This is a genomic window from Actinoplanes sp. NPDC051859, from assembly GCF_044452725.1.
GTDB lineage: Bacteria > Actinomycetota > Actinomycetes > Mycobacteriales > Micromonosporaceae > Actinoplanes.
Genome location: NZ_JBITBX010000002.1, coordinates 207,799 through 232,496 on the forward strand (window position 1 = coordinate 207,799; position 24,698 = coordinate 232,496).

Below are 24,698 nucleotides of genomic sequence, written 5' to 3' on the forward strand. Positions count from 1 at the left end.
TCGCTCTCGGTTCTCGGTGCGGACGTTGCCCTCGGCGCGGGGGTTACGCCGCTCGGCGGGCTGTGGACAGCTGGCGGGGCACGGTGACGGTGACTCTCCGTTGTGGTCGGCGGCCGAGGGAGTCCAGGGCGTCCAGCAGCATCGCCTGGACGGCCGCGGATGTCGGCAGGGTCCAGTCGTTCTGGTCCGGGCTGACGGCCCAGCGGACCGGTCCTTGGGGCGTCCGACTCGGTGCGGCGGGGATCCACGATCCGTAGCCGTGCCGAATGATGTCCAGGTGGGACGCGAGTTCCGGGGCCAGCTGCTCGCCCGGGCGTACCAGGAACATCCAGCGTCCGGTCGGTGTGACCAGGACCGGACCGCGGGCGTCGCCCCGCTCCGGGCCGATCACGTCGGTGTGCAGCCGCACCGCGCCGAGGACTCGCAGGCCTACCGGGGCGGGGACTTCGAGGGCGTCGAAGGTGCGCCCGGTCGGCAGCAGCACCATGTAGGGGCGGCGTCGCCACCAGCGGCTGACCTGTTCGGGGTCGGCGGTGGCGAGGTCTTCCCACCGTTCCAGCGCGGGATGGCAGCCGGTGATGGGGCAGCCGGCGCGGCCGCAGGTGAAGCGGTCGCCGGTGAGGAATGCGCCCGGCGTCACCGTCCATCCGCGACTGGCGTAGCGCCGGGCTGCTCGGCGCAGAAGCAGGCGATCGATCGTCGCCCATGGGCTGATCGGTTGGCGGAAGCTCCACTGCATGGTCGGTTTACCCCCGATTCGCCGGCCTCCGGCGCTATATCAGCCGGAGTTGCCGTCACCAAGCACGACACGCGTCGTTGGTTCGGACAGATCACCTTTTGCAAGTTGCATGAGAAACTACGAGCGCCGGTGGACAAGAGATCACACAAGTTGTGCGACCAGCACAGACGAGTGAGGTCCACACTGTCGAGTGAAACACCGGTTGCTCACCGGCGGGGGTCGCCGGGTGAGTTTGGGGAGGCACCGTGGACGAGCTGCCGATCGGCCGTCGAGTCGCCTACTGGCGCGGCCGGCGCAAAATGTCCCAACAGGTCTTCGCTGACCGGTTGGGCAAGTCCAAGAGCTGGGTCGACAAGGTGGAGCGGGGGGTCCGCCGGCTCGACAAGTTCTCCGTCGTCTACGAGATCGCCGACGTCCTGGCGATAGATGTCCAGCTGCTGTTGGGCAAGGACGTCGAGCGTAAGCCCGAGTCGCAGACCTGCATCGACCAGGTCGAGGTCGAGGAGATCCGCGCGGCGCTGGAGCGTTATGACCAGATGAACGCGTTCTTCCAGCCCGTTCCGACGCCGCCGTGCCTGACCGAGATGCGCAAAGCGGTCGGTCACGCGTGGCTCACCTACCAGCACGCGCGTTACGGCGTCATCGCCCGCAAGCTTCCCCAGCTGTTGCGCGAGGCGCAGGCGTCGGACAGCGCCTTCGCGGGCAGCGAGGACTCTCGGGAGGCCGCCCACCTGCTGGGCCAGGTTTATCAGATCGCCTCGTCGGTGTTGCGCAAGGTCGGCGAGCACGAGCTGTCCTGGCTGGCCGCTGACCGCTCGATCGCGGTCTCGCAGCGGGCCGGCGACCAACTGCTCGCGGGCATGGCCAGCCACCGGGTCGGCATGGCGCTGCTCTCGCTCGGCCGGGTGCGGTCCGCGCTCGAGGTCAACGTCAACATCGCCAATCGGCTCGCGCCGACCACATCGGAATCAGCCACCCCCCAAAGACTTTCCGTGTACGGGTTATTGCTGCTCACAGCCGCAATGGCAGCCGCACGCATCGGGGACAGTGCGACGGTGCGCGACCTCGTCAGCGGCGCGGAGCAAGCGGCGCGGGACCTGGGCGGCGACTTCAACTACTACTACTCGTCGTTCGGGCCGACCAACGTGGAGCTGCATCGCGCGGCTGCGGCGGTGGAGTTGGGCGACGGCAGCAAGGCGATCGAGACACACCGGGGCATTGACACGGCCGCTTTTGCGGCTCTGCTGCCGGAGCGGCGCGCACACCACTATCTGGACATTGCCCGCGGCTATGCCCAGGTAGGCGATGTGGAAAACGCGAGTGCGATGTTGTTGGAGGGCGATAGGCTCGCCCCCTCCGAGATCCGCTGCCGCCCGCTCGCGCACGAGGTCCTCTCGGACGTGCTGCGACGCACCCGGGGCACCCCGCCGGCGCCCATCGCGGAGCTGGCCGAACAGATGGGAGTCGGCGTATGAGGTGGATTCTGCGGTGATGAGCGCCAATAGGGCACCGGGCGTCCTTTATGTCCTGGTGTGCGGTTCGCCGATCGCCCGGGACGTGGGCGTGCTGGTCGACCTGGCCCAACGGGACGGGTGGGAGGTCTGCGTGATCACCACTCCCGACGGGCGCAAGTTCGTCGACGCGGCCGCCCTGCACGCCCAGACCGGGCACCCCGTCCGCAGCTACTACAAGAACCCCGGCGACGAGGACCTGCTCCCGCCCGCCGACGCGATGATCGTGGCGCCCGCAACGGTGAACACCGTCAACAAATGGGCCGCCGGGATCACGGACACGCTGGTGCTCGGCCTCCTCGTCGAGGGGTACGGCTTCGGCGTCCCCACCGTCGTGGTGCCATACACGAACAAGGTCATGGCTATGCATCCGGCCTTGCACGAAAGCATCGCGAAACTCCGCAATTGGGGCGTTCAGGTGCTGCACGGCGACGACGTCGTCCGGCTCGGCGGTCCCGGCCAAAACGACCGGTTCCGCAGCCAGTTCCCCTGGCGCCGAGCACTGCAAGCCCTGCACTCCCGCTTCGACACCGAGAACCGGGTCGAGCCGGGCGCCCGCTCCTAACCCCCGCCAAGCAGCCCGCTCTCGTCGAGTAGTCGGGTTGCTGTGCGCGGTCGAGCCGGTGAGCGACCGGCGGTGGCGGGGTGGCCTGACCTCGTTCGAGCGGCCCGGGTTGCTCTGTGCGGTCGAGCCGGTGAGCGACCGGCGGTGGCTGGGCGGCCTGTCCTCGTTCGAGCGGCGGGGTTGCTCTGTGCGGTCGAGCCGGTGAGTGACCCGCGGTGGCGGGGCGGCCTGCCCTCGTTCGAGCGGCCGGGTTGCTCTGCGCGGTCGTGGCGGTTGGTGATGGCGATGCCTGGGCAGTCCGCGTTCGTCGAGCGGCCGGGGTGGTTCTGGGCTGTCTCAACGGCGCATGTGCGGGAGGGGTCCGGGCGGTCATGGCGGTGAGTGACGGGTTCTCGGACTGCCGGCGCGCGGCGGATGGTGGGGAGATGGCCTGGTGAGGGCGGGAGACGGTCCGGGGGCTGGGTAGAGTTGGCGGCCGTGACCGACTCCGCTCTTTCGCCGCCCACCGTTCGTGAGGTCGTGGCTGCCTTGGACGCCCGATATCCGCGGGTCTGGGCGGAACAGTGGGACCGGGTGGGCCTGGTGCTCGGCGACTTCGAGCAGCCCGTCGAGACCGTGCTCTGCGTCGTCGACTGCGTGCCGGAGACCGTCGAGGAAGCGGTGGCGGCCGGCGCCGGGTTGATCCTGGCGCACCATCCGCTGTTGCTGAAGGGCGTGTCGTCGGTTGCGCCGGACACGTACAAGGGGCGGATCGTGCATCGGCTGATCAAGGCCGACATCGCGCTCTATGTGGCGCACACGAACGCCGATGTGGCGAACCCCGGTGTCGCGGATGCGCTCGCCGCGCGGCTCGACCTCGTGCTGCTGCGCCCGTTGGTGCCCGCGACGCCGGGCAGTCCGGCTGCGGGCGAGGGCCGGGGGGCGGGACGGGTCGGGGAGCTGGCTACCCCGATGCGGCTCGCTGACCTGGCAACCTTCGCCGCCCGGCGGCTGCCGGCCACCGCTGCGGGGGTACGGGCCGCCGGGGATCCCGACCGCATCGTGCGGACGCTCGCCGTCTGCGGAGGCGCCGGTGACTCGTTCCTGAGCGCCGCCGTTGCTTCGGGTGCCGACGCGTACCTGTGTGCCGACCTGCGTCATCATCCCGCCAGCGAGCATCTTGCCGCCGGCGGTCCCGCGCTGCTCGACGTCGCCCATTGGGCGAGTGAGCGGCCCTGGCTCGACGAGGTGGCCGGGTGGCTGCGCGCGCAGCTCGGCGTCACCGCGCTCGTGTCCGATCTCGACACCGACCCCTGGACCGTGCACGCGGTCAGCTCAGCCAAGGAGAACGATCTGTGAAGGCCGCCCCCAAAGACCAGCAGCGCCTGCTCGACCTGCAGGGCATCGACACCGCGCTGAACCAGCTCGCGCACCGTCGCCGGTCGCTGCCCGAGCTCGCCGAGATCGAGAAGGTCGCCCGCGAGCTGTCCGCGCTCGAGGACGAGCGGGTCCGGGCGCAGGTGGCCGTGGACGACCTGGACCGGGACATCACCCGCTACGAGAAGGACATCGAGCAGGTCCGGACCCGCAAGGACCGCGACCAGGCCCGGCTCGACGCCGGCGGGGCACTCCGGGAGATCGAGGGTCTGCAGCACGAGCTGGCGACGTTGAACCGTCGGCAGTCCGAGCTGGAGGACGCCGAGCTGGAGCTCATGGAGAAGAAGGAGACCGTCGAGCGGGCGTTGGCCGAGGTCAAGGCGCGCCTCGCCGAGGCCGGCGAGCGTCGGTCGGCGGCCGAGAAGAACCGCGACGAGACGTACGCGGAGATCGACAAGGAGCAGGAGTTCAAGTCGCAGGCCCGGGTGCCGCTGGCCGCGGATCTGCCGGCTGACCTCGTCCAGCTCTACGACAAGGTCCGCGCGGATACCGGCCTGGGTGCCGCGCTGTTCCGCGCTGGGCGCTGCGGTGGCTGCCGCATCGAGCTGTACGGCGCCGACCTCAACCGGGTCAAGTCCGCCCCGGCCGACGAGGTGGTGCGCTGCGAGGAGTGCCGCCGGATCATGGTCCGCACTGCCGAGTCGGGCCTGTGAGCGACCGAATTGACGCGGCGGCGTTCTGTCGGAGCGCAGCGGAGGCGGGACGTCGTCTTTCAGGCGTCGCATGAGGGAGCGAATCATGAGCACAGGAAACGACCTACGGGTGACCGTCGAGGCCGACGGCGGGTCGCGGGGCAACCCCGGCCCGGCCGGCTACGGCGCTGTCGTGCTCGACTCCAGCGGCGACGTCCTGCTCGAGCGCTGCGGTGCCCTGGGCGCCACCACCAACAACGTCGCCGAATACCAGGGCTTGATCGCGGGCCTGCGGGCCGCCGCCGAGCTGGGTGCGTCCCGGGTCGACGTACGGATGGACTCGAAGTTGGTGGTCGAGCAGATGTCCGGGCGCTGGCAGATCAAGAATCCGGGGTTGCGGCCGCTCGCGGCCGAAGCTGCCACGCTGGTGGCCGGCTTCCAGGCGGTGACCTTCGACTGGATCCCGCGGGAGCGCAACAAGCTGGCCGACGCCCTCGCCAACCAGGCGATGGACGAGGCGGCGGGCAAGCCCGTGCGGGACCGGATCGAGCCCGAGCGGACCGCGTCGGCGGGCGGGAGCGGCGCGAGCAAGGCGGGCGCAGGCGGAAGCGGCGCGGGCAAGGCGGGCGCGAGCGGAAGCAGCGCGAGCAGGTCTGGCGTGAGCGGAAGCGGCACGACGCCGAAGGCCGCACCGCGCAGTTGGGCGCCGCCATCTCTCGATGCGGCCACGCGGCTGATCCTGGTGCGGCACGGCGAGACTTCGCTGACCAAGCAGGGTCGCTACTCGGGCCGCGGCGACGTGCCGCTGTGCGACGAGGGTGAGGCGCAGGCCATGGCCGCGGCCGGGCGGGTCGCCGGCATCAGCCGCGACGTCGCGGCCGTCGTTTCCTCACCCCTGCAGCGGTGTACGCGCACCGCCGAGCTGATCGCCGCCGAGCAGGGCAACATCCCGGTTACCGTCATTCCGGACCTGATCGAGTGCGACTTCGGTGACTGGGAGGGGCTGACCTTCGGCGAGGTGAAGGAGCGCTGGCCCGACGAGCTGGACCGGTGGCTCGACTCCACCAGCGTGGCGCCGCCGAACGGGGAGTCGTTCAAGGCGGTGTCGAAGCGGATCCGCGGTGTGTTGGCGACGCTGCAGTCGGCGTATCCTTCGTCGGTGGTTGTCGTGGTTTCGCACGTCTCACCGATCAAGCTGATTCTGCAGGATGCGCTCGCCGCGAGTGACCTGTTCCTGCACCGGCTTTTCCTGGATGCGGCCGGTGTGTCCACGGTGGACCTGTGGCCGGACGGTGGCATCGCCGTGCGGTCGGTGAACGAGACTGCGCATTTGAGGTAGATCGATGTCTTGACCCGCCGGGCGCGAGCGCTCTAGCTTCCTGATTCGGGAAACTTTCTTAAGTGCTCGCCCCTGGAGGGCTCATGCGCGGAAACACCCGTCGGCTGCTCGCTGTCCTCACGACCGTCCTGATCGGTGTCACGACCACGCCCGGCGCGGCCCTGGCGCATCTGGAGAACCAGCACGTCAAGGTCGGCTACTTCACGCAGTGGGGGATCTACGGCCGCAACTTCCCGCTCGCCAAGGTGCAGAACTCGGGTGCGGCCGAGCGGCTCACCCACCTCAATTACGCGTTCGGCCCGGTCACCGCGGACGGCGTCTGTGCCTCCGCCGACCCGTGGGCCGACTGGCAGACGTCGTTCTCCGCCGAGAACAGTGTGGACGGCGTCGCCGACGAGCCCGGCCAGCCCCTGGCGGGCAACCTGCACCAACTCGCCGAGCTCAAGGCGGCCAACCCCGAGCTGCGGGTGCTGATCTCGCTGGGCGGCTGGACCGGCTCGGCGCACTTCTCCGACGCCGCGCTGACCGAGGAGTCCCGGCACAAGCTCGTCGCCTCCTGCATCGACCTGTGGATCAAAGGCGACCTGCCCGGCCTGCCCGCCGGCACCGCCGCCGGCATCTTCGACGGCATCGACCTCGACTGGGAGTGGCCCGCCTCCGAAGGCAACCCCGGCAACGTGATCCGGCCCGAGGACAAGCAGAATTTCACCCTGCTCACCGCCGAGTTCCGGCGGCAGCTACGCCGCCTCACCCACACGACCGGCGAGCGCTACGACCTGACCGCGTTCCTGCCGGCCGCGCCCGCGAAGATCGCCGCCGGCTTCGAGCCGGAGATCTTCCGACACCTCGATTTCGGTACGGTCCAAGGCTACGACTTCCACGGCTCGTGGGATGCCCGCACCAACCAGCAGTCCGCCCTGCGCGTGCCGCCCGGTGCCCCCGACGACCCCGACTTCTCCGCCCAGGTCGCCATCGACACTTGGCGGGACCTCGGTGCGCCGGCCCGCAAGCTTGTGCTCGGCATCCCCTATTACGGCCAGGGCTGGACCGGCGTGACCGGCGGCGGCGACGGCCTGTTCGCCCCGGCCGCCAAGGGAGCGCCAGGAACGTTCGCCGTCGGTACCGAGGACTACAAGGTGCTCAAGGCCCTGCCCGACCAGGGCTACGCCGTCCATCGTGACCTGCGCTCCGGGCATGCCTGGCTGTTCGACGGCACGACGTTCTGGACCTACGACGACCCGGTGCAGGTGGCGCAGAAGGCGGCATACATCCGGCTGCGGGGGCTGGGCGGGGCGATGATGTGGTCGCTCGACGGCGACGACGAGAACGCTGCTCTGACCCGTACGATATCCGCGGTCTTGGATTGATCCTTTGCCGTTCGGCGCACCACCGGGGCCGTTCGGCGCACCATGATCTCGGGCAGTGGGGGGCGCCGAAACCTCTCGGTAACCTGCGGCGACCGCCGTGAAGTGGAGGTGCCCCCATGACGGAACCCGTGCGTTCCGGCCGCAGCGACCGCAGCCCATGGAATTGGCTGCTCATCGTCCCGATCATCGTGCCGCTGCTGACCCCGCTCTACAACTCTGACGAGCCGCGGCTCTTCGGCTTCCCGGCGTTCTACTGGCTGCAGTTCGCGTTCATCCTGCTCGGCGTGGCCGCCACGTCCACCGTTTACCTGATGACCCGCCGCCCTTCCGCGCGTACGGAGGCCGGCGATGAGTGACCACATCACCGAGATCGTCGTCTTCACCCTGCTGTTCCTGCTGGTCAGCGCCATGGGTTTCGTGGCGGCCAAGTGGCGCGCGCCGAAGGACATGGCGCACCTCGACGAGTGGGGGCTGGGCGGGCGCAGCTTCGGCGGCTGGATCACCTGGTTCCTGGTCGGTGGCGACCTCTACACCGCGTACACGTTCGTCGCGGTGCCCGCGCTGATCTTCGGCGCCGGTGCGGCCGGGTTCTTCGCGGTGCCGTACACGATCGTCATCTATCCGTTGTTCTTCCTGATTCTGATCCGGCTCTGGTCGGTGTCGCACCGGCACGGGTTCGTGACACCGGCCGACTTCGTGCGCAGCCGGTTCGACTCGCCCACCCTCGCGCTGCTCGTGGCGATCACCGGCATCGTGGCGACCATGCCGTACATCGCGCTGCAGCTCGTCGGCATCGAGGCCGTGCTCAAGACGATGGGCATGACCGGGGACAGCCTGCTCGCCCGGCATGCGCCGATCATCGTGGCGTTCGCGATTCTGGCCGCGTACACCTATCAGTCCGGGCTGCGTGCCCCCGCGCTGATCGCCTTCGTCAAAGACACCCTGATCTACATCGTGATCCTGGTCGCCGTGATCTACCTGCCCTACAAGCTGGGCGGCTGGGGCGGCATCTTCGACTCGGCGCAGGCCAAGTTCGACGCCTCGCCGAACCCCAACGACGGGATCACGCTCAACGCCAACAACCAGCTGCAGTACATCACCCTGGCATTGGGTTCGGCGCTCGCGCTGTTCCTCTACCCGCACTCGATCACCGGTGTGCTGGCCAGCAAGAACCGCAACGTGATCAAGCGGAACATGTCGGCGCTGCCCGCGTACAGTTTCCTGCTCGGTCTGTTGGCCCTGCTCGGTTATGCCGCCATCGCGGCCGGGGTGAAGCCGCTGCCCGGCGCCACCGAGGGCACCGTCGACAGCAACACCGTCGTGCCGCTGCTCTTCGACCAACAGTTCCCGGCCTGGTTCGCGGGCATCGCCTTCGCCGCCATCGGCATCGGCGCCCTGGTCCCCGCCGCGATCATGTCGATCGCCGCGGCCAACCTGTTCACCCGCAACATCTACAAGGAATACCTGCGCAAGGACGCCACCCACGCGCAGGAAGCCAACGTGGCGAAGATCGTCTCGCTGGTGGTGAAGGTCGGCGCGGTCGCGTTCATCATCTTCCTCGACCCACAGTTCTCCATCGACCTGCAACTCATCGGCGGCGTGATCATTCTGCAGACCGCCCCGGCGGTGGCCCTCGGCCTCTACACCCGCTGGCTGCACCGCGGCGGTCTGATCGCCGGCTGGGCCGCCGGCATGGGCCTCGGCATGTGGATGCTCTATCAGATCCCCAACGCGGCCACCGGGCGCAAACACTTCGGCGGTTCGGCGTTCCCGCTGTCCGAGTTCGGCTTCGACACCAAGCGCACCATCTACGTCGGCTTCATCGCGGTGCTGGTGAACCTGCTCGTCGCCGTCATCGTCACGCTGATCCTGCGTGCGGCCAAGACTCCGGAAGGCGCGGACGGCACCACGCCGGACGACTACTTCGCCGACGAGGGCGACCCGCGCCTGGAAAAGGGCCGCACCACCCCGGACGCGCTCACGGGGAGCGGGTCTTGACGCCTTAACGGGCCGGGTCTTGACGCCTCACCGGGCCGGGTCTAGGTGCCTCACCGGGCCGGGTCTAGGTGCCTCACCGGGCCGGGTCTAGGTGCCTCACCGGGCCGGGTCTAGGTGCCTCACCGGGCCGGGTCTTGGTGCCTTACGGGGTGCGGGTCTTGATGTAGGTGTCCATGTCCCGGGTCAGCCGTTCCAGCATGGCCGCGAGCTCTTTGCGTTCGTGGGGCGTCCAGTCCCGCAGCAGCACGTCATAGAGCTCGCGGCGGGCGCGGCTGACCGCCTCCACCTGCGCCAGCCCCTGCGCGGTCGCGGCAATAACCGTGCCCCGGCCGTCCTCCGGATCCGGGCTGCGTTCCACCAGGCCGTCCCGATGCATCGCACCGACCTGCCGCGTCACCGTCGAACCGTCCAAATTGAGCCGGTGCGCCACCGCGGAAATGTTCTGCGGCCCGGCCTCCTGCAAAAACCGCAGGATCACGTACGCCGCCCGGTCCAGCGCCCGATGCGGCCGGGGCGAACTGCGCCGGGTGGCCTCACCCAGCCGCACGATCATCGCGACCTGGGTTTCGATGACGCCTAGCGCCGCCTCATCCTCGACCATGTGACCTTCCCTCGTCGTCGGCATTCTGTCACCGGAACGCCCGCCACAGCAGCACCACTCCGATCACCGCGCCGAATGTGACGATCAAGCCCTTCAACACCGGAGCGGGCAACCGCCTCGCGATCCGCGCTCCGACGTACCCACCGACCACGGTCGCTGGCGCGACGGCGGCAACCGCTCCCCAATGGATCTCCGCAAACAGCGCGAAGACGACGACGGTCACGAGTCCCACCGACGCGGACAGCACGTTCTTCAACGCGTTGATCCGGTTCAGGCTTTCGTTGACGACCAGGGCGAGCGCGGCCACGTACATGACCCCGAGGGCGGCGCCGAAGTAGCCGCCGTAGACAGCCCCGACGAAGACGACGAGGTGCAGCGCTGTTGTCCGATCCGTCCCCCCGCTCCGCTTCAACCGATCCTGAAAGGCGAGCGTGGCCGTGGCACCCAGCACCAGAAAAGGGACAATTACCTCAAATGCCCTGGCTGGGGTATTCAACAGCAGTGCACACCCGACCGCCCCACCCACCACACTCGTCGGCACGATCGCCACCAACCGCCGGCGCTGCCCAGCCAGATCCGCGCGGCTGCCCACCACGCTCGACACGTACCCGGGAAAAACCGAAACCGAATTCGTGACATTAGCCGCGACACTCGGCAACCCCGCCCCGAGCAGACTCGGAAACGTGATCAGCGACCCGCCCCCGGCGACCGCGTTCACCACCCCGGCGGCGAGACCAGCAACAACCAGCAACAGCACCTGACCAACATCCATGATGCGCAAGAATCTACGGCCTCAGCCCCAGGTATCATCAACCCGCGACGGACGAGTCGGCTGGGCGGTCGCGTCGGTGCCCTCACAGGTGCCGCCGAGGAACGTCCGGACTCCGCAGAGCAGGGTGGTTGCTAACGGCAACCCGGGGCGACCCGCGGGAAAGTGCCACAGAAAACAAACCGCCGGCTGTTCAGCCGGTAAGGGTGAAACGGTGGGGTAAGAGCCCACCAGCATCCCGGGTGACCGGGATGGCTCGGTAAACCCCACCCGGAGCAAGGCCAAGAAAGGCACCACGCCGCAAGGTGCGGGGCCGGCGCAGGCGTTCGAGGGCTGCTCGCCCGAGCCTGCGGGTAGGCCGCAAGAGCCTGTCGGCAACGGCAGGCCGAGATGGATGACCGCCCAGCGGCGAGCAATCGCCGCGGACAAAATCCGGCGTACAGGCCGACTCGTCCGTCGCCCTCCTGATCGGAGCACCTGTACCCCGGCTTGAGCTGCGGGTATAGGTGTTCGTCACTGATCAGCGTTGGGCATCATTGGTCGGCATTTTGTGGCCCAGCGATGGCCCCGATGGCCCAGCCATGGCCCAGAGATCGCCTCGCCCCCACCCAATCGCTGCCGCCATCCCGTCCGCCGTCGACCCACACACCGTGGAGCGGGCCTGCCCCTCCCGGGACAAGGTGGAGCGCCCTACCGGACGAACGACCTTGTCCCGGGAGGGGCAGGTCTGCTCGGCTTCGCCTGGGTCGTCGGTGGGCGGGATGGCACCCATCCCAGAAGCCTGAGCGCTCCCGCCGGAGGCTCGGGCTTTGTCGTGCGGCAAGCACCCCTCGGCTGCGGCCGGCGGACCGGCGGGGTGGGGCCCCTCTGGGGTGCCCGGCCGGTCCGCCGAGCCTGCGGCCCGCGTGCGGGCCGCCTTGATCCTAGAAAGGTCAATTCGGCAACAGCGGGAACTTCAGCTCTCCGGAATCTGACACCGAAACGGTAGAGCGGCACGGCAACTGCCGGGGATTTAGCCGCTGGCGGGCGCTGGCGCGCGCGCCAGGAATCTCCACATGTGTGCTCGTCGCGGAGTATCTTGGTCGGAGTTCAGCGCTCAAGCGAATTTATGGAGGCAAGGTGGCGGGGCTTTCCTTCTCGATAGACCAGATCCAGCTTAAATCTGGTGCTGAGATTAAGTTACCTCCGAGGGGGATCACCGCCATCGTGGGCGGCAATAATGTTGGCAAATCTACTGTCCTTCGAGAACTGTTGGCTTGCATGGATCGGAATGATAATCGGAAGATTGCCAACACGAAGGTTTTGCGGGATGCTTCACTGAGTAAGATTGATAGATTCGACAATCTGCTATCTTGGCTCCAAGAGAATGGTTACTATACTTCCGCAGGAACCTACGCGCTGCCTGGTAGCTCTCCCGGAATAGCTGATCATGTTGTGCGATATCTTTGGGAGAGTATCGGAAGTCTGGGCCAGCTAATGCCCTTCCTGGTCCATTATTCGGAGGTTGTGTCGCGGGTTGGTCTTGTCGGCGGAGTAAGTCGGCGAGAGGATATATCTAGCCCGCCGGCACATCCGATGCATCACATTGAAGATGATGAAGAACTGCTAGGTCAGTTCAACAAGATCTGCGTCCGAATCTTTCGAGTCCCGCTCACTCTCGACAGGTTGAGTAACACGGTTGCATTCAGAGTCGGAACAACTAATGTTGCGGCTCCGCCAGTGGATGCGGTTACTCGTGATTATCGAGATGCTTTGTCCTCTTTGCCTTTGCTGTCAGAGCAAGGTGATGGTATGCGCAGTTTGATGGGCGCCCTGCTTGCTGTGATGACTTCGTCGTATCCCGTCGTTCTGATCGATGAGCCTGAGGCATTTCTGCACCCGCCCCAGGCATTCGAACTCGGGCGTGTTCTAGGGGAGATTGCTAGCAAACGTGAAATACAGATAGTTCTGGCAACCCACGATCGAAATCTAGTAGCAGGACTGCTCGAAGTCGACCACGATGTTTCCATCGTGCGACTAGATCGCGACGAGGGCAATACCACTGCGTCTCAACTGCAGAGCTCCGAGGTCAAGCTGCTTTGGAGTGATTCTGTTCTTAGGTACTCGAACGTCTTGGATGGCCTTTTTCATCGAATGGTCGTGTTGGCCGAAGGGGAGGACGACTGTAAGTTTTATCAAGCTGCGCTCGATGCATTGGATGACGGCGATGCTGCAAGAGTGGCCCCTAGTGAGGTCTTATTCCTTCCAACTGGCGGAAAGGATGGCATGTCAAAGATCGCCAAGGCCCTGCTTTCGCTACGTGTCAGAGTAGTTGCCTCGCCTGACTTGGACCTTCTGGATAACTCTGGGAAGGTCAGAAAGCTTGTGGAAAGCTTTGGGGGTAGATGGGATGATTTTAAAGACGACTATCAAACAGCTGTGAAGCCTTTCCAGGTGCCCCACCCTAAGGCTGCTCACCGGGACATTCTAGATGCCGTTAGTTCGGTCCTCGGTAAGGATCCAGATGCGCCGTGGGATGGCGCTAGCGCCAACGCGGTGAGAGCCCAAATGAGGCTTGCGGAGAGTCCTTGGAAGGCTCTGAAGCTATACGGAATGAGAGCTTTCAAGACGGGCGAGAGTCGCGCGGCCGCCAAGCGTTTGCTGGATCGCTTGGATGTGTTGGGAATCTGCCTCGTTAGGGAGGGTGAGCTAGAGCGTTTCGCAAATGACATTGAGGTCAGTAAAGGGCCCGAATGGCTTCCCGCAGCCATTGCAGACGGCGCTCACGCCAAGGAGGAAGCAAGGGAACACTTGCGGAGAGTGATCGGTTCGCGGCTTGTAGCGTGAGTTGCCGCCGTCTGGACGGGCAGGATGCCTCTGGCCAGAGCCTTGATTGAACGACCTCGCTGAAGTGAGGGGGCTGCCGAACATCCCTTCGTGTAAAGCATTACTTGACCGGCGTAGAGTCTCCCTCAGGCAATGCATGCATGCATGAGGGGGTCGGAGTGCCGACGGACGCATCCGCTCAGCGGCTTCGGATCGGCGCGGAGCTACGACGGCTCCGAGAACTGGCCGAGCTGTCGGGCGAGCACGTCGCTCGCACCCTCGGCTGGTCACAGCCCAAGGTTTCTCGTATTGAGGCGGGTCGCACCGCGTTCACGGTGAAGGATGTCTCGCTCCTGCTCGCGCTGTATGGAGTGACCGACGACGTACGGGCAGAGCTGCTTGGGGCCACGGCCCAGGACACCGGTGAGGGCGCCTGGATCGTACGAGCGGGAGGCTACCCACGCCGGCAAGGATCGATAGCGTCGCTTGAAACCGTGACGAAGCGGATCCGTCATCATCAGCCGGTCGTGTTGCCTGGGTTGCTTCAGACCTACGACTATGCGAGGGCGGTCGCGAAGGCGGCCGGTGCGGCCGACCCTGACGGCATCGCTGTCGCCCGGATGCGCCGGCAGGACATGCTGACGGCGAAGGGCGCCCCGAGATATGAGGTTGTCCTCGATGCCCGCGCGTTGCTCCTGGGCGTCGCCGATGCTGACCTGATCCGAAGCCAGCTCGTCGCGCTGGCCGATCGGGCCGAGTCGCTTCGGCGGCTCGACCTGAGGGTCATCCCGCTCGGAGTCGTCTCGCCGTCGTTCTCGACCGTCGGCTTCACGGTGTATGACTTCCGGGCCGCCGAGAGTCCGTCGGTGGCGTGGATCGAGTCTCCCACCGGTGACGTGTATTTCTCCGCAGCTGAGGACATCGCGCGTTACGCCGAGTTGTTCAAGTCGCTGCAAAGCGTTGCGCTGCCCCCCGACGGTTCGGTTGACTACCTAAGATCGCTCGCGATCGACGTGGAGCGATACCTGAGTCCAGCAAACCGGGGAGGCAACACACGATGAACCGTCCCGACTTCAGCAAAGCAAAGTGGCGTAAGAGCGGCGTCAGTGGCGACGGCGGCTGCGTGGAGGTCGCGTACGTCGATGGCGTCATCGGTGTTCGAGACACGAAGGACAACGGGGCTGGCCCCGTGCTCGCCTTCACGCAGCGGGAGTGGACGGCCTTCCTGGCCGGCGCCCAGGCTGGCGAGTTCGAGCTCAACGAGCTCGCGGACTGACATCCCATGGCGGCGGAAGCAGTGGAGCGGCACACCAAGGCGACTCGGCGCGCCACTCCGCTGCTTGCCGCCACCGGAATCTCGATCACCGGTGACGGTGCCTTCCTCGCCGCCGCGCCTCTCCTGGCCGCTGCCCTGACGCGAGATCCGGTCGCTGTTTCGTCGGTGACTGCGGCTGTGTACGTGCCGTGGCTCGTCTTCGGTCTTCCGGCTGGCGCCCTGGTTGACCGGTGGCGCCGTCGCCGCGTCATGGTGATTGCCGATGTTGCGAGAGCCACCGTGCTCGCTGGCCTCGTTGGGCTGCTGGTCGCCGGTTGGCTCACCGTGCCGCTTCTGGTGGCCGCCGTCGTCCTGATCGGCATCGCCCAGTGCTTCTTCGACTCGGCAGCGCAAGCCGTCATTCCGGCGATCGTCGGGCGCGACAAGGAGGCGCTCGCCCTGATCAACGGACGGTATTGGGCCCTCGACACCGTCGGTCGGTCCCTTCTCGGTCCGCCGCTCGGATCGGTGACCTTCCAGCTCGCCCGGCCGTTGCCGTTCATTGCCGACGCGGCGTCCTTCCTTCTGTCCGCGGTCCTGGTGAGGCGACTGCCGGACACTCCCGTTCCAGCCGGACCACACGAGAAGATCACCGTCGCGATCAGATCGGGCCTTCGCCACCTGTTCAGGACCCACGAGCTCAGGACGCTCGCGTTCAGCATGGGTGCGTACAACGGAGCCTTCAACATCGCCATGGCGCCGTTCGTCCTCTACGCGATCGACGTGCTCGAGGTGCCCAACGCCGCGTACGGCGTCCTGCTCGCCACGAGCGCGCTCGGCGGCGTGATCGCTGGGTGGAAGGCTGGACCGCTAACTCACCGGCTGTCGTTCCGCCAAACCATGGCTCTAGCGCACCTCACCCAGGCCGCCGCCTGGGCGGGCATCGCGATCTCCGGGAACGTCTGGATTGCGGCGCCCTTGCTCGCCGTTCTTGGCGCGGGCTCCGCCCTCTCGAGCGTCGCCGTCGGATCTGCACGCCAAGCCCTCACGCCGGACGGCCTCCTGGGTCGGGTTGTCTCTGCCTTCCGTCTCTTCGGCCTCGGGGCCGCTGGCCTAGGCGCATTCGTAGGCGGTGCAGTCGCAGACATCTACGGGCTCACAGCGCCACTGATTGTGGCCGCATCCGTTCTCATCGCTACGGGCCTCCTGACCTGGCCTTACCGCCAGCGCGCCTAGCATCCTCAAGATTTTTCCGACTTTCAGCTTGCCGACCCCTATGCACGCGTGCATACTATTCATGCACGCATGAATAAGCCTTGACCGGGGAGTCCCGGAGGCGCGCGAGAGGGAGTGGCAGACGTGGCGATTCCGAACACGATGAAGGTGCCGGTGTCCTGGGAGTACATCGCGCCGAGTGGTGCGCTGTTCCTCGGTGTGGAGCCGGCGACGGATTTCGATAAGCGCGGCACGGGTGATGACCAGCTCCGGGACAAGGAGACCGGCGAGCGGGTGTGGCTGGTCAAGGCGTTGGACTTGGACCCGGAGGCGGGCAAGTTCGGCGCGACGAAGGAGATCAAGGTCAAGGTGGTGGCGCCGGTCCAGCCGGTTCCGCCGGCTGCGACGTTGCCGGGCTATCCGCCGATGGTGGAGTTCACGGGAGTGACGCTGACCCCGTACGTGGATTCGCAGAAGTGCAAGGGCACGACGGAGAAGTGCCGTGCCCGGCTGGCGTGGTCGATCCGCGCGACGGGGATGACGGAGCCGCAGGCCGCCGCGAAGAGCACGAAGGCCGCGGCGTGATGAGGACGCATCGCCGCACCGTCGCCGTCCTGGCGGGTCCGGGTGTCCGCGCGGCTCGTGAGGTGTACGAGACGGTGCCGGCCGACGCGATTCGGGTGGCTGCGCTGGTGGAGATCTCCGCTGCGGCGGCTGCGCTGGCCCGGACGGTGGTGCGGCTGCGGCGCCTGGACCCGGATCTGATTGCCCCGCATGTGCGCGACGCGACGGATCTGCGGGCGGTGCTGGGCCGGGGCCGGTGGCTGCCGACGATGACCCGGCACGTTCCCGCTCCGCCGACCGCTGCCCCGACGGGTGGGAGCGTGGCCGCGGCGGTGGTGCCGGTGTCGCGGTCGGTGCGGCGTCGGGTGACGCGTTCGGCGCGGGTGCCGTCGCAGGAATCGCTGTTCCAGCTCAGTGCGTGACCGGGTCCGGTTCGCGGATCCGCTCGGATGAGGGGGAGAGGGAGATGTCTCGAACACGGCGAAGTACGAGCAGGGACCATGACCGGGTCAGCCGGGTGCTGGCCGCGGAGCGCCCGCTGCGGGAGGCGAACTTCCTGCCGAAGTCGCAGCGCAGGCAGGTCCGCAAGTCGATGGTGCGGGCGTATCTAGCGAACAAGATCGCCGATGCGCAGGTGGATCGGATGGCGCGGGTCGAGTTCTACCGCAACTTGCGGCAGATCAAGCACCGCCGCCGCACGATCGCCACCGAGATGCGGGTTTTGGCCGACATGGTGTCCGGCCTGCACGCGGAGATCGTGCGGGTCGATGACCGGCACGGGGAGATCAGGATCAACGTCGGCGGCCGGCGTACGGGCATGGACACGGCCGTGGTGGACGAGGCCACGGACCTGCTGAAGAGCGCGAGCGGTGTCACGAGCGCGGCGGCGGACGAGTTCTTCGCCTTCTCCCGCCGCAAGGTGTACTACACGGAGGCGGCGGCATGAGTGAGATCACCGGCCGCATCGATGACATCGATGTGCAGATGGAACGGATTCGCCGCCTCATCGACAACGGCGCCCGCCAGGACCCGGAGCTGGGTGCCGGTTTGGGCACCACGGAAGACCTGACCGGGATTCAGCGCCGCATCGACCGTGCGCTCGCGGCCAGTGAAGGGGTCGACCGGGCGTACCGAGACCTCCTGCGGCAGAACGCCGCCTAACGCAAATCCGATTCAGCAGGGAGCCGCCATTTCGCTTGGTGGTGCGGCTCCCTGCTGCCCTTTTCCAGGAGGAGTCGTGGCCACCGCGAGACGGCACAGCTTCGGAGATTTCCTGTTCAGCCTGATCGGAAAACTGCTCGTCTGGGTGGCGAAGCTCGCCGCCAAGTTGGTCGCCCGCCTGGTCATGCTCGCGGTGTCCCACCCGCGCACCACGCTGTCCGCCGCCCTGGTCTCGGCCGCGGTGTTCTACGCCGGGTGGCGCATCCTCGTGCTGGTCCTCGGCGCCGTGCTGGTCGCCGCGTCGACGTGGCGGGTGGCCCACGCGGACACGTTCATGTGGGTGGTCGGCGGACCGGCCCGCACGTGGTGGCGGCGCTGGTGGACGTATCGCCGCCGGTGGGCCGACGTGTTCACCCGCTGCGACCTGGCCGTGCCGGCCAACGACGAGTGGCATCCGCCGACGTTGAAGAAGGTCACCACGACCGCGTACTGGGACCGGCTGACGATCAAGATGCAGATCGGGCAGGACCTCGACCAGTTCCGCCAGGGCGCCGAGAAGGTCCGGCACGGCTTCGGCGCGCACCGCGTCGCCGTCCGTGAACTCGCTCCCGGGGCAGTGGGCCTGGACCTGATGCGCCGCGACCCGCTCCTCGAACCGGTCCCCGCGACGCCGTTCGCCGCCTCGACCGCGGCCATCGACTTCGCGCGGGTACCGGTCGGCATGGACGAGTTCGGTGACCCGTTCACGATCAGCGTGGTCGGCGGGCACACCGCGGTCGCCGGATCCAGCGGCGCCGGGAAGGCGGGCGTGCAGTGGAACGCGCTGCGGCACCTGGCCCCGGCCATCGCCGACGGCACCGTGCGCCTGATCGGCATCGACCCGAAGGCCAAGGAACTAGCCCGCGCCCGGACCTTGTTCGCGGAGTACGCCGTGGACGAGGACGACGTGGTCGAGCTGCTGCAGCAGCTGGTGCGCGACATGAAGGCCGCCAACGCCGCCGCGGCCGAGGCCGGTGAACGCGACTTCGTCCCGTCGCAGACCAAGCCGCTGCACCTGATCGACATCGATGAGCTGGCCCCGCTGCTCAAGTACTGGCCGCGCCGCACCCGAGACAAGATCGAAGACAGCCTCGGGTTGCTGCTGACCCAGGGCCGCGCCGCCGGCTACATCCTGCTCGGCGCGATCCAGGAACCGACCAAGGACTCGTTCACGCTGCGGGACCTGTTCACCCGCCGGATCGCGTTGCGGCTGCCCACCGAGAGCCACACCGACGCCGCACTGATCGAGAAGGCCGTGGACTACGGCGCCCGCTGCCACGAAATCCCGGAAAGCCTGCCCGGCGTCCTGTTCTCCCTGGTCGACGGCGGCCGGCACACCACCCGCGCCCGGCTCGGCTACGTCACCGACGCCGACATCGACGCCCTGATCGACCACGTCGGCTCGCTGCGCACCGTCGTCGCCCTCGACACCCGTCGGACGGCCAGCGGACAGCAGATCACCGGCAGCGAGGCCGCCTGATGCGCATCGCCGCCCTGATCTTCGCCGTTCTGGCGGTGCTGTTCCTCGCCGGGCTGCTCCTCGTCCCGCTGATCACCGCCCATGCCCCGGCCATCGTCGGTGGCCTCGGCGTGGTGCTGCTGCTGGCCGCCTTGCTGTGGCCCCGCAAACGCACCTGCAGCGGCCTGCACTGCCCCGGCTGCCGCCACCACTGACCCCCACCCACTCGGCAAGGAGGCGAAGCTCGATGTTCACCACCACCCGTGCGGCCACCCGACAGTCGGCCGAGGCCGGGCACTTCGACTGGTGCGCCGCAGATCATCGATGCGGGCTCGGCGAACACCGGTCGGCCCCGATCACCGCGAAGCTGCCCGGCGCCGGGACCGTCGTCATCACCCGCGTGCAGACCGCGCACGGACGCCAGTACGCCGACGTGCACCTCTGCGTCGCCCTGCCTACCGCCGAAGCCGCGGCCCGGCACCGGCTCGTGACCCTGCTCAACCACCTGACCCGGCTGCTGCGCGCGATCGGCCCGGCAAGGACGTCGCGGTGAACGCCGCGGGCCGCGTCGAATCGGCTGCCCTGACCGTCATCCTCGCCGTCGTCGCGCTGGCCGCGGGGTGGGCCTCGTTCACCCACGTTCACGACTGGACCATGCGCCACGTCCCGGCCGGCACCCCGGATGCGTTCGGCTGGGTCAACGCCGTCATCTCCGAGCTGGTCCCGGTCGCTGCGATCCTGACCATCCGCCGGCGCCGCCGCACCGGCCAGCCCGTCGGCTACCCGCTGTTCCTGCTGATTGCTTCGGGCGTTCTGTCGCTGGCGGCGCAACTCGCCGTGGCTCAGCCGAGCCCGTCCGGATGGCTGCTGTCCGCGGTGCCCGCCCTGGCGTTCATGGCCTTGGTCAAGCTGATCTTCACCAGCTCCGATGACATCGCAACCACCCCGGCCGAGCCCGCCCTGGCCGAGCCCGCCACGGCGGCGGCTGCCAACCCGGCCCCCGCCACCGGCGCGCAGCCGTCCACTCCCGCGGCCGTGCCGATCCCGTCGGAGCCGTTCACCCGTCTCAACGGCCCGCCGGTGATCGGCCACGTGACCCGATAAACCCGCACCCCACCGGAGGTCCAGCCGCCATGTCAGAGCCCTACATGCCCCACGGTTGGTTACACGCCCTGGTCCGCTACAGCAACGAACCCGGTACCGACGCCGAAGACTTCGGCGCAGTGATGGACGAGTACGAACACAAGGTCAAAGTCCGCTGGCCGGACGGCACGACGACCTGGGAATTCAAGCGCGACCTCCTCGGATGGGGACGCCTGTGACCGCCACGCTGCCCGGCCTCGAGCCCGCGGCGCCGGACGCGGACACCGAGCCCCGCCCGGGATCGCGTGCCGCCCGCCTCGGCCTGCCGCTGTCGGTGCACGTGCTCAAGGACATCTGCGCCAAGCACGGCGTCTGCCTACGCCCCGTGTCGTTGCGCCGCACCGACCTGCACACCGGACGCACCGAACTGATCGACATCCCGTGCGGCGCCACCCGCGAGGACAAATGCGCGCCCTGCGCCAAACGCGCCCGCCGCCTGCGCCAAATCCAGATCCGCGAAGGCTGGCACCGCGACGACGAACCGCTACCCGCCCCGGCCCCGGCCACCCACGAACAGCGCGGGCTGATCCTGCTGCGCGCCGACTTCGAAGCCGCCCGCGACAGCGCTGTGCGCGAAGCCCAATGGGACCAGGTCGCCGAACTCGATCAGGCCATCGCCGAAGTCGAGGAATCCATTGCGGCAGAAGGACTCCGCGGCCGCGTCGCACCCCCGCACCCCGGTCCCGACGACGACGCCGACACCGGCAAACGCCGCCAGCGCTCCACCCGCCGCCGGCAAGACGCCCCCGCCCTGCCCCGGCAGAAGGTCGAACCACGCACCGTCGGCAAGACCTACACCACCCCGGACGGCCACATCGACCGGCCATCGATGTGGCTGACCCTGACCCTCGACTCCTACGGCCGCGTCCTGCCGGACGGCACCCCCGTCGACCCCGGCAGCTACGACTACCGCCGCGCCGCCTGGGACGCCGTGCACTTTCCCCGCCTGCTCGACCGGTTCTGGCAAAACCTCAGGCGCTGCGTCGGCTGGAACGTCCAGTACGCCGGCTGCGTCGAACCGCAGCGCCGCCTCGCCCCGCACGCCCACTTCGCGATCCGCGGCACCATCCCGCGGGCTGTCCTACGGCAGGTCGCCGCCGCCACCTACCACCAGGTGTGGTGGCCCCCGGCCGACCGCATGCGCTACACCCCCGACCAGCCGCCCATCTGGGACGCCGGCCAGGGCGCATGGCTCGACCCGGACAGCCGCGCACCGCTGACCCCGTGGGCCGATGCCCTCGACCAGGTCGACGCCGACCCGCACGCCGAACCCGCCCACCTCGCCACCTTCGGCGTCCAGGTCCGCGCGGAAGGCGTCAACCCCGGCACCGAACACGCCAACCGCACCATCGGCTACATCACGAAGTACATCACCAAGAGCTCCGCCGACTGCCACACCACCGACACCGCCCGGCAACGGCAACACCTCGACCGGCTCTGGCACGAGCTCCGCGTCACCCCGTGTTCCGACAGGTGCGCGAACTGGCTGCTCTACGGCGTGCAACCCAAGAAGGCCCACGGCCGACTGCAGCCCGGCCGCTGCAAAGGCCGCACCCACCAACGAGCCACCCTCGGCATCGGCGGCCGGCGCATCCTCATCTCCCGCGACTGGTCCGGCAAAACCCTCGCCGACCACCGCGCCGACACCCGCGCCTGGGTCCGCGCCCTACTCGGCGTCACCACCGACGCCCACACCGCCGAACCCGCCGCACCAGACGAACCGATCGGCACCTACGCCTGGGAACTCGCCCACCCACAAGACCCCGACCTCGCACCCCTCGGCCACCGCCTCCTGCGCGCCCTCTCCCATCGTGTCCAATGGCGCACTGCCCTACTCGCTGCCCAGGACCGCGCCGCCCAACTCGCCACCGCAGATCTTTCGGCAACTGACGACCATGCGGGGGAGGCGGGAAAGTGACCAAGCGACTGACGGTATCGCCACCCGAGCCCGGTCCCGATGAATTGTGGACGATCGAGGAAACAGCAGCGTTTCTGCGGGTGCCACCTCTCACCCTCTACACATGGCGCAAGCGCCACTATGGGCCACCTGCCGGGCGGGTTGGCCGTCATCTGCGCTACGACGCCGCCGCGGTACGAGCCTGGTACCGAGAACAGGTCGTGGCCTGATGGGCTCTATCCAGGACCGGTGGTGGAAGACCGTTCACCTCGGCGAAGGCAAAACGAAGAAGGTCAAGACCAGCCGCTTCGGTAAAGGCGACCGGTACCGGGTGCGGTACGACGGCCCGGATGGCCGGCAACTGAGCAAGTCGTTCCCCGATCGGCAGAAAAAGGCGGCCGAGAACTTCCTGATCGACGTGGAGTCGGACAAGCGCCGCGGCGAGTTCGTGGATCCCGCCGCGGGGAAGAAGCCGTTCGACACGTTCGCCGAGAGCTGGCTGCGCACTCACCAGTTCGACGAGTCCAGCCGAGAAACCACCGAAATTCGCGTACGGAAGCACATCATCCCGTTCTTCGGCGACGGTCCCATCAACACGATCAAGCCGAGCGACGTTCGCGAGTGGGACACCAGCCTCATAGGTGTGCTTGCCGTCGCTACTCGATCGGTAGCGTTCTCACACCTCAGCGCGATCTTCACAGCGGCAGTCGATGACGGCCTGATCCGCAAGAACCCGTGCTCGGCAAAGTCGGTCACTCAGCCGCAGCCGATCCCGCGCAAGGTCGTTCCCTGGCGGAAGTCGACCGTAGCCGCGATCAGAGCCGACCTGCCGCCCCGCTACAAGCCCATGGTGGACGTCGGTGGTGGCTGTGGAGCGCGGCAAGGGGAGATCTTCGGCGTCGCACCCGACGACTTCGACTTCGAAGGGGGATGGCTCCACATCCGGCGCCAAGTGAAGCGGGTTCGCTCCCGGCTCGTGTTCGGCCTTCCCAAGAACGACAAGGAAAGGCGTACCCCGCTGCCTGCGTCAGTCGGCAGGGCGATCCAGGCGCACATGGCAGTCTGCGAACCCGTGACAGTCACCTTGCCGTGGGAAGATCCGTTCCGCGGTGAGCCGACCACGGTGCAGCTTGTTTTCACCACGGCCCGGAAGAACGCCGTCAACCGCAGCACCTTCAACGAACAGTGCTGGCATCCGGCGTTGATGGCGGCAGGTCTCGAACGGGGCCGACACAACGGGATGCACGCGCTACGGCATCTGTTCGCCTCCGCGCTCCTCGACGCCGGCGAGAACATCAAGGCCATCTCCGAATGGCTCGGGCACTCGGACCCCGCGTTCACTCTGCGCGTCTACACCCATCTGATGCATTCCAGCCAGGGCCGGGCGCGGCATGCGCTCGACCAAGTCTTCGGGGACCTTGATGGCCCCGGCTTGGCCCAGAGCTAGAATTGATCTACATATTGGCTGCTCAGAGCCGGTGCGCCAGTGTGAATCCGGCGTACAGGCCGACTCGTCCGTCGCCCTCACCACCGGCGGCGCTGAACTCGCCGCATCTGTCGGCGTGATGATCGATGTGGGGGAAGACTGGTCGTCTGACGCCCCAGCGCTGCCCCCACGCGTGACTGAACGTCATGCCGTCCTGCGGAAAACCGTAGAGACTACGCACCCTCCGGATGAAGAGAACTCACCCTCAACCTGGGTAAGTCGCTCCCACCCGGGTCCTTGATCGGCCGATCTTGGCCCCGCCAGCGACCACAGTGATGATCAAACTAATGACGGTTGCCGTTGCGAGGGTCACCACGGCCGGGTTGACCCACGCCGGTACGAGATCGAAGTTGGCGTTGCACTTGTCGTGCAGTGGGAACCAGCGCCCCGGCTCCTGCGGGTGTTCCGACCGGTACGCCTGGTCGAAGGGTTGGTTATGCCGTTGGCAGTCCTCGAAGATGTCCCAAGCCAGAGAGAAAAACCCGTACAGGTACACGAGAACTGTCGACATTCCTGTCAACACGGACACCGGCAGCCAGTGCCGGACTCGAAGGTTGCGCATTGCCTGATCAAACCAGCGGACGCCGAGCTGATCGCGGCCCTGCACCGCATCTGCACGGAACCGCCACACCCCAGTCGGACGGCCGCAGAGTATGTGATCCCCCGGTTCCTCCGCCTGGGCGAACGTCATAGGCAACACGCATCGGGCACCTGATCAGGGCCATGTCTGACCTCGT

Annotated in this window: 28 protein-coding genes and 1 other RNA gene; 25 read left to right on the top strand and 4 right to left on the bottom strand. The window is 67.6% G+C overall.

Annotated elements, in window-relative coordinates; all coding sequences use genetic code 11:
- Nucleotides 1-43: 43 nt before the first annotated feature.
- Nucleotides 44-739, bottom strand: coding sequence for a bifunctional DNA primase/polymerase (locus tag ACIA1L_RS04865; RefSeq protein WP_396071181.1), 696 nt, complete (start codon nt 737-739; stop codon nt 44-46).
- A gap of 245 nt (nt 740-984) precedes the next feature.
- Between ACIA1L_RS04865 and ACIA1L_RS04870 the strand changes: the two genes are divergently transcribed.
- From ACIA1L_RS04870 to mctP, 8 genes are all read left to right on the top strand, one after another.
- Nucleotides 985-2,214: a helix-turn-helix domain-containing protein gene (locus tag ACIA1L_RS04870; protein WP_396071182.1), complete on the top strand. Its 1,230-nt coding sequence runs from the start codon at nt 985-987 to the stop codon at nt 2,212-2,214.
- Nucleotides 2,215-2,230: 16 nt separating this feature from the next.
- On the top strand, nt 2,231-2,815 hold the full coding sequence (locus tag ACIA1L_RS04875) for a flavoprotein (RefSeq protein ID WP_396071183.1): 585 nt from the start codon (nt 2,231-2,233) through the stop codon (nt 2,813-2,815).
- Nucleotides 2,816-3,292: 477 nt separating this feature from the next.
- The gene (locus tag ACIA1L_RS04880; protein WP_396071184.1) at nt 3,293-4,153 is read left to right on the top strand and encodes a Nif3-like dinuclear metal center hexameric protein; all 861 of its coding nucleotides are present in this window, start codon (nt 3,293-3,295) and stop codon (nt 4,151-4,153) included.
- Nucleotides 4,150-4,884 carry a zinc ribbon domain-containing protein gene (locus ACIA1L_RS04885; protein WP_396071185.1) on the top strand — a complete coding sequence of 245 codons (735 nt, stop codon included), beginning with the start codon at nt 4,150-4,152 and terminating at the stop codon, nt 4,882-4,884. Before ACIA1L_RS04880 ends, ACIA1L_RS04885 begins: the two co-directional genes overlap by 4 nt.
- 85 nt (nt 4,885-4,969) lie before the next feature.
- Nucleotides 4,970-6,202: a bifunctional RNase H/acid phosphatase gene (locus tag ACIA1L_RS04890; protein WP_396071186.1), complete on the top strand. Its 1,233-nt coding sequence runs from the start codon at nt 4,970-4,972 to the stop codon at nt 6,200-6,202.
- Between the two features lie 83 nt (nt 6,203-6,285).
- Nucleotides 6,286-7,569 (top strand): glycoside hydrolase family 18 protein, encoded by a 1,284-nt coding sequence (locus tag ACIA1L_RS04895; protein WP_396071187.1) that lies wholly within the window; start codon nt 6,286-6,288, stop codon nt 7,567-7,569.
- Between the two features lie 116 nt (nt 7,570-7,685).
- Nucleotides 7,686-7,925 (top strand): DUF3311 domain-containing protein, encoded by a 240-nt coding sequence (locus ACIA1L_RS04900; protein ID WP_396071188.1) that lies wholly within the window; start codon nt 7,686-7,688, stop codon nt 7,923-7,925.
- A complete protein-coding gene (gene mctP / locus ACIA1L_RS04905; protein WP_396071189.1) occupies nt 7,918-9,567 on the top strand; it encodes a monocarboxylate uptake permease MctP in 1,650 nt (549 codons plus the stop codon). Before ACIA1L_RS04900 ends, mctP begins: the two co-directional genes overlap by 8 nt.
- Before the next feature lie 142 nt (nt 9,568-9,709).
- Here the strand turns inward: mctP and ACIA1L_RS04910 are convergent, their stop codons facing one another.
- Together ACIA1L_RS04910 and ACIA1L_RS04915 are read right to left on the bottom strand one after the other, a co-directional pair.
- Entirely contained in the window at nt 9,710-10,168 is a 459-nt protein-coding gene (locus tag ACIA1L_RS04910; RefSeq protein WP_396071190.1) for a MarR family winged helix-turn-helix transcriptional regulator, read from the bottom strand.
- 28 nt (nt 10,169-10,196) lie between these two features.
- On the bottom strand, nt 10,197-10,940 hold the full coding sequence (locus ACIA1L_RS04915; protein WP_396071191.1) for a sulfite exporter TauE/SafE family protein: 744 nt from the start codon (nt 10,938-10,940) through the stop codon (nt 10,197-10,199).
- A 52-nt stretch (nt 10,941-10,992) separates the two neighbouring features.
- On the opposite strand from ACIA1L_RS04915, the gene rnpB reads away from it, so the two are divergent.
- The 17 genes from rnpB (at nt 10,993) to ACIA1L_RS05000 (ending at nt 23,922) form a co-directional block, all read left to right on the top strand.
- Nucleotides 10,993-11,393, top strand: an RNA gene (gene rnpB / locus ACIA1L_RS04920) — RNase P RNA component class A.
- Between the two features lie 603 nt (nt 11,394-11,996).
- Nucleotides 11,997-13,763 (top strand): ATP-dependent nuclease, encoded by a 1,767-nt coding sequence (locus ACIA1L_RS04925; protein ID WP_396071192.1) that lies wholly within the window; start codon nt 11,997-11,999, stop codon nt 13,761-13,763.
- A gap of 158 nt (nt 13,764-13,921) precedes the next feature.
- Nucleotides 13,922-14,803, top strand: coding sequence for a helix-turn-helix domain-containing protein (locus ACIA1L_RS04930; protein WP_396071193.1), 882 nt, complete (start codon nt 13,922-13,924; stop codon nt 14,801-14,803).
- Nucleotides 14,800-15,018 (top strand): DUF397 domain-containing protein, encoded by a 219-nt coding sequence (locus ACIA1L_RS04935; protein ID WP_396071194.1) that lies wholly within the window; start codon nt 14,800-14,802, stop codon nt 15,016-15,018. The genes ACIA1L_RS04930 and ACIA1L_RS04935 overlap by 4 nt, the downstream gene beginning before the upstream one ends.
- Nucleotides 15,019-15,024: 6 nt before the next feature.
- Complete coding sequence (locus tag ACIA1L_RS04940) at nt 15,025-16,233, top strand: MFS transporter (protein WP_396071195.1); 1,209 nt, start codon at nt 15,025-15,027, stop codon at nt 16,231-16,233.
- 123 nt (nt 16,234-16,356) lie between these two features.
- The gene (locus tag ACIA1L_RS04945; protein WP_396071196.1) at nt 16,357-16,797 is read left to right on the top strand and encodes a hypothetical protein; all 441 of its coding nucleotides are present in this window, start codon (nt 16,357-16,359) and stop codon (nt 16,795-16,797) included.
- On the top strand, nt 16,797-17,198 hold the full coding sequence (locus tag ACIA1L_RS04950; protein ID WP_396071197.1) for a hypothetical protein: 402 nt from the start codon (nt 16,797-16,799) through the stop codon (nt 17,196-17,198). Before ACIA1L_RS04945 ends, ACIA1L_RS04950 begins: the two co-directional genes overlap by 1 nt.
- Nucleotides 17,199-17,242: 44 nt before the next feature.
- Nucleotides 17,243-17,722, top strand: a complete 480-nt coding sequence (locus ACIA1L_RS04955; RefSeq protein ID WP_396071198.1) for a hypothetical protein — start codon at nt 17,243-17,245, stop codon at nt 17,720-17,722.
- Nucleotides 17,719-17,937 (top strand): hypothetical protein, encoded by a 219-nt coding sequence (locus ACIA1L_RS04960; RefSeq protein ID WP_396071199.1) that lies wholly within the window; start codon nt 17,719-17,721, stop codon nt 17,935-17,937. Before ACIA1L_RS04955 ends, ACIA1L_RS04960 begins: the two co-directional genes overlap by 4 nt.
- Before the next feature lie 76 nt (nt 17,938-18,013).
- Nucleotides 18,014-19,456 (top strand): FtsK/SpoIIIE domain-containing protein, encoded by a 1,443-nt coding sequence (locus ACIA1L_RS04965; RefSeq protein WP_396071200.1) that lies wholly within the window; start codon nt 18,014-18,016, stop codon nt 19,454-19,456.
- Nucleotides 19,456-19,650 (top strand): hypothetical protein, encoded by a 195-nt coding sequence (locus ACIA1L_RS04970; protein ID WP_396071201.1) that lies wholly within the window; start codon nt 19,456-19,458, stop codon nt 19,648-19,650. Before ACIA1L_RS04965 ends, ACIA1L_RS04970 begins: the two co-directional genes overlap by 1 nt.
- Nucleotides 19,651-19,682: 32 nt before the next feature.
- Nucleotides 19,683-19,988, top strand: coding sequence for a hypothetical protein (locus ACIA1L_RS04975; RefSeq protein WP_396071202.1), 306 nt, complete (start codon nt 19,683-19,685; stop codon nt 19,986-19,988).
- Nucleotides 19,985-20,539 carry a DUF2637 domain-containing protein gene (locus tag ACIA1L_RS04980; RefSeq protein WP_396071203.1) on the top strand — a complete coding sequence of 185 codons (555 nt, stop codon included), beginning with the start codon at nt 19,985-19,987 and terminating at the stop codon, nt 20,537-20,539. The genes ACIA1L_RS04975 and ACIA1L_RS04980 overlap by 4 nt, the downstream gene beginning before the upstream one ends.
- A gap of 29 nt (nt 20,540-20,568) precedes the next feature.
- A complete protein-coding gene (locus ACIA1L_RS04985) occupies nt 20,569-20,757 on the top strand; it encodes a hypothetical protein (RefSeq protein ID WP_396071204.1) in 189 nt (62 codons plus the stop codon).
- Nucleotides 20,754-22,496, top strand: a complete 1,743-nt coding sequence (locus ACIA1L_RS04990) for a replication initiator (protein ID WP_396071205.1) — start codon at nt 20,754-20,756, stop codon at nt 22,494-22,496. Before ACIA1L_RS04985 ends, ACIA1L_RS04990 begins: the two co-directional genes overlap by 4 nt.
- Nucleotides 22,493-22,705 (top strand): helix-turn-helix domain-containing protein, encoded by a 213-nt coding sequence (locus ACIA1L_RS04995; RefSeq protein ID WP_396071206.1) that lies wholly within the window; start codon nt 22,493-22,495, stop codon nt 22,703-22,705. The genes ACIA1L_RS04990 and ACIA1L_RS04995 overlap by 4 nt, the downstream gene beginning before the upstream one ends.
- Entirely contained in the window at nt 22,705-23,922 is a 1,218-nt protein-coding gene (locus tag ACIA1L_RS05000) for a tyrosine-type recombinase/integrase (RefSeq protein WP_396071207.1), read from the top strand. Before ACIA1L_RS04995 ends, ACIA1L_RS05000 begins: the two co-directional genes overlap by 1 nt.
- Before the next feature lie 244 nt (nt 23,923-24,166).
- Here the strand turns inward: ACIA1L_RS05000 and ACIA1L_RS05005 are convergent, their stop codons facing one another.
- Nucleotides 24,167-24,652: a hypothetical protein gene (locus ACIA1L_RS05005; protein WP_396071208.1), complete on the bottom strand. Its 486-nt coding sequence runs from the start codon at nt 24,650-24,652 to the stop codon at nt 24,167-24,169.
- Nucleotides 24,653-24,698: the final 46 nt, after the last annotated feature.

Bases quoted from the DNA above. Each gene is read 5' to 3' on its own strand.
- ACIA1L_RS04890 (WP_396071186.1), top strand. From the start codon at position 4,970: ATGAGCACAGGAAACGACCTACGGGTGACCGTCGAGGCCGACGGCGGG.
- ACIA1L_RS04940 (WP_396071195.1), top strand. From the start codon at position 15,025: ATGGCGGCGGAAGCAGTGGAGCGGCACACCAAGGCGACTCGGCGCGCC.
- ACIA1L_RS04900 (WP_396071188.1), top strand. From the start codon at position 7,686: ATGACGGAACCCGTGCGTTCCGGCCGCAGCGACCGCAGCCCATGGAAT.
- ACIA1L_RS05000 (WP_396071207.1), top strand. From the start codon at position 22,705: ATGGGCTCTATCCAGGACCGGTGGTGGAAGACCGTTCACCTCGGCGAA.
- ACIA1L_RS04950 (WP_396071197.1), top strand. From the start codon at position 16,797: ATGAGGACGCATCGCCGCACCGTCGCCGTCCTGGCGGGTCCGGGTGTC.
- ACIA1L_RS05005 (WP_396071208.1), bottom strand. From the start codon at position 24,652: ATGACGTTCGCCCAGGCGGAGGAACCGGGGGATCACATACTCTGCGGC.
- ACIA1L_RS04910 (WP_396071190.1), bottom strand. From the start codon at position 10,168: ATGGTCGAGGATGAGGCGGCGCTAGGCGTCATCGAAACCCAGGTCGCG.
- ACIA1L_RS04985 (WP_396071204.1), top strand. From the start codon at position 20,569: ATGTCAGAGCCCTACATGCCCCACGGTTGGTTACACGCCCTGGTCCGC.
- ACIA1L_RS04895 (WP_396071187.1), top strand. From the start codon at position 6,286: ATGCGCGGAAACACCCGTCGGCTGCTCGCTGTCCTCACGACCGTCCTG.
- ACIA1L_RS04865 (WP_396071181.1), bottom strand. From the start codon at position 739: ATGCAGTGGAGCTTCCGCCAACCGATCAGCCCATGGGCGACGATCGAT.
- ACIA1L_RS04875 (WP_396071183.1), top strand. From the start codon at position 2,231: ATGAGCGCCAATAGGGCACCGGGCGTCCTTTATGTCCTGGTGTGCGGT.
- ACIA1L_RS04955 (WP_396071198.1), top strand. From the start codon at position 17,243: ATGTCTCGAACACGGCGAAGTACGAGCAGGGACCATGACCGGGTCAGC.
- ACIA1L_RS04960 (WP_396071199.1), top strand. From the start codon at position 17,719: ATGAGTGAGATCACCGGCCGCATCGATGACATCGATGTGCAGATGGAA.
- ACIA1L_RS04970 (WP_396071201.1), top strand. From the start codon at position 19,456: ATGCGCATCGCCGCCCTGATCTTCGCCGTTCTGGCGGTGCTGTTCCTC.
- mctP (WP_396071189.1), top strand. From the start codon at position 7,918: ATGAGTGACCACATCACCGAGATCGTCGTCTTCACCCTGCTGTTCCTG.
- ACIA1L_RS04935 (WP_396071194.1), top strand. From the start codon at position 14,800: ATGAACCGTCCCGACTTCAGCAAAGCAAAGTGGCGTAAGAGCGGCGTC.
- ACIA1L_RS04915 (WP_396071191.1), bottom strand. From the start codon at position 10,940: ATGGATGTTGGTCAGGTGCTGTTGCTGGTTGTTGCTGGTCTCGCCGCC.
- ACIA1L_RS04975 (WP_396071202.1), top strand. From the start codon at position 19,683: ATGTTCACCACCACCCGTGCGGCCACCCGACAGTCGGCCGAGGCCGGG.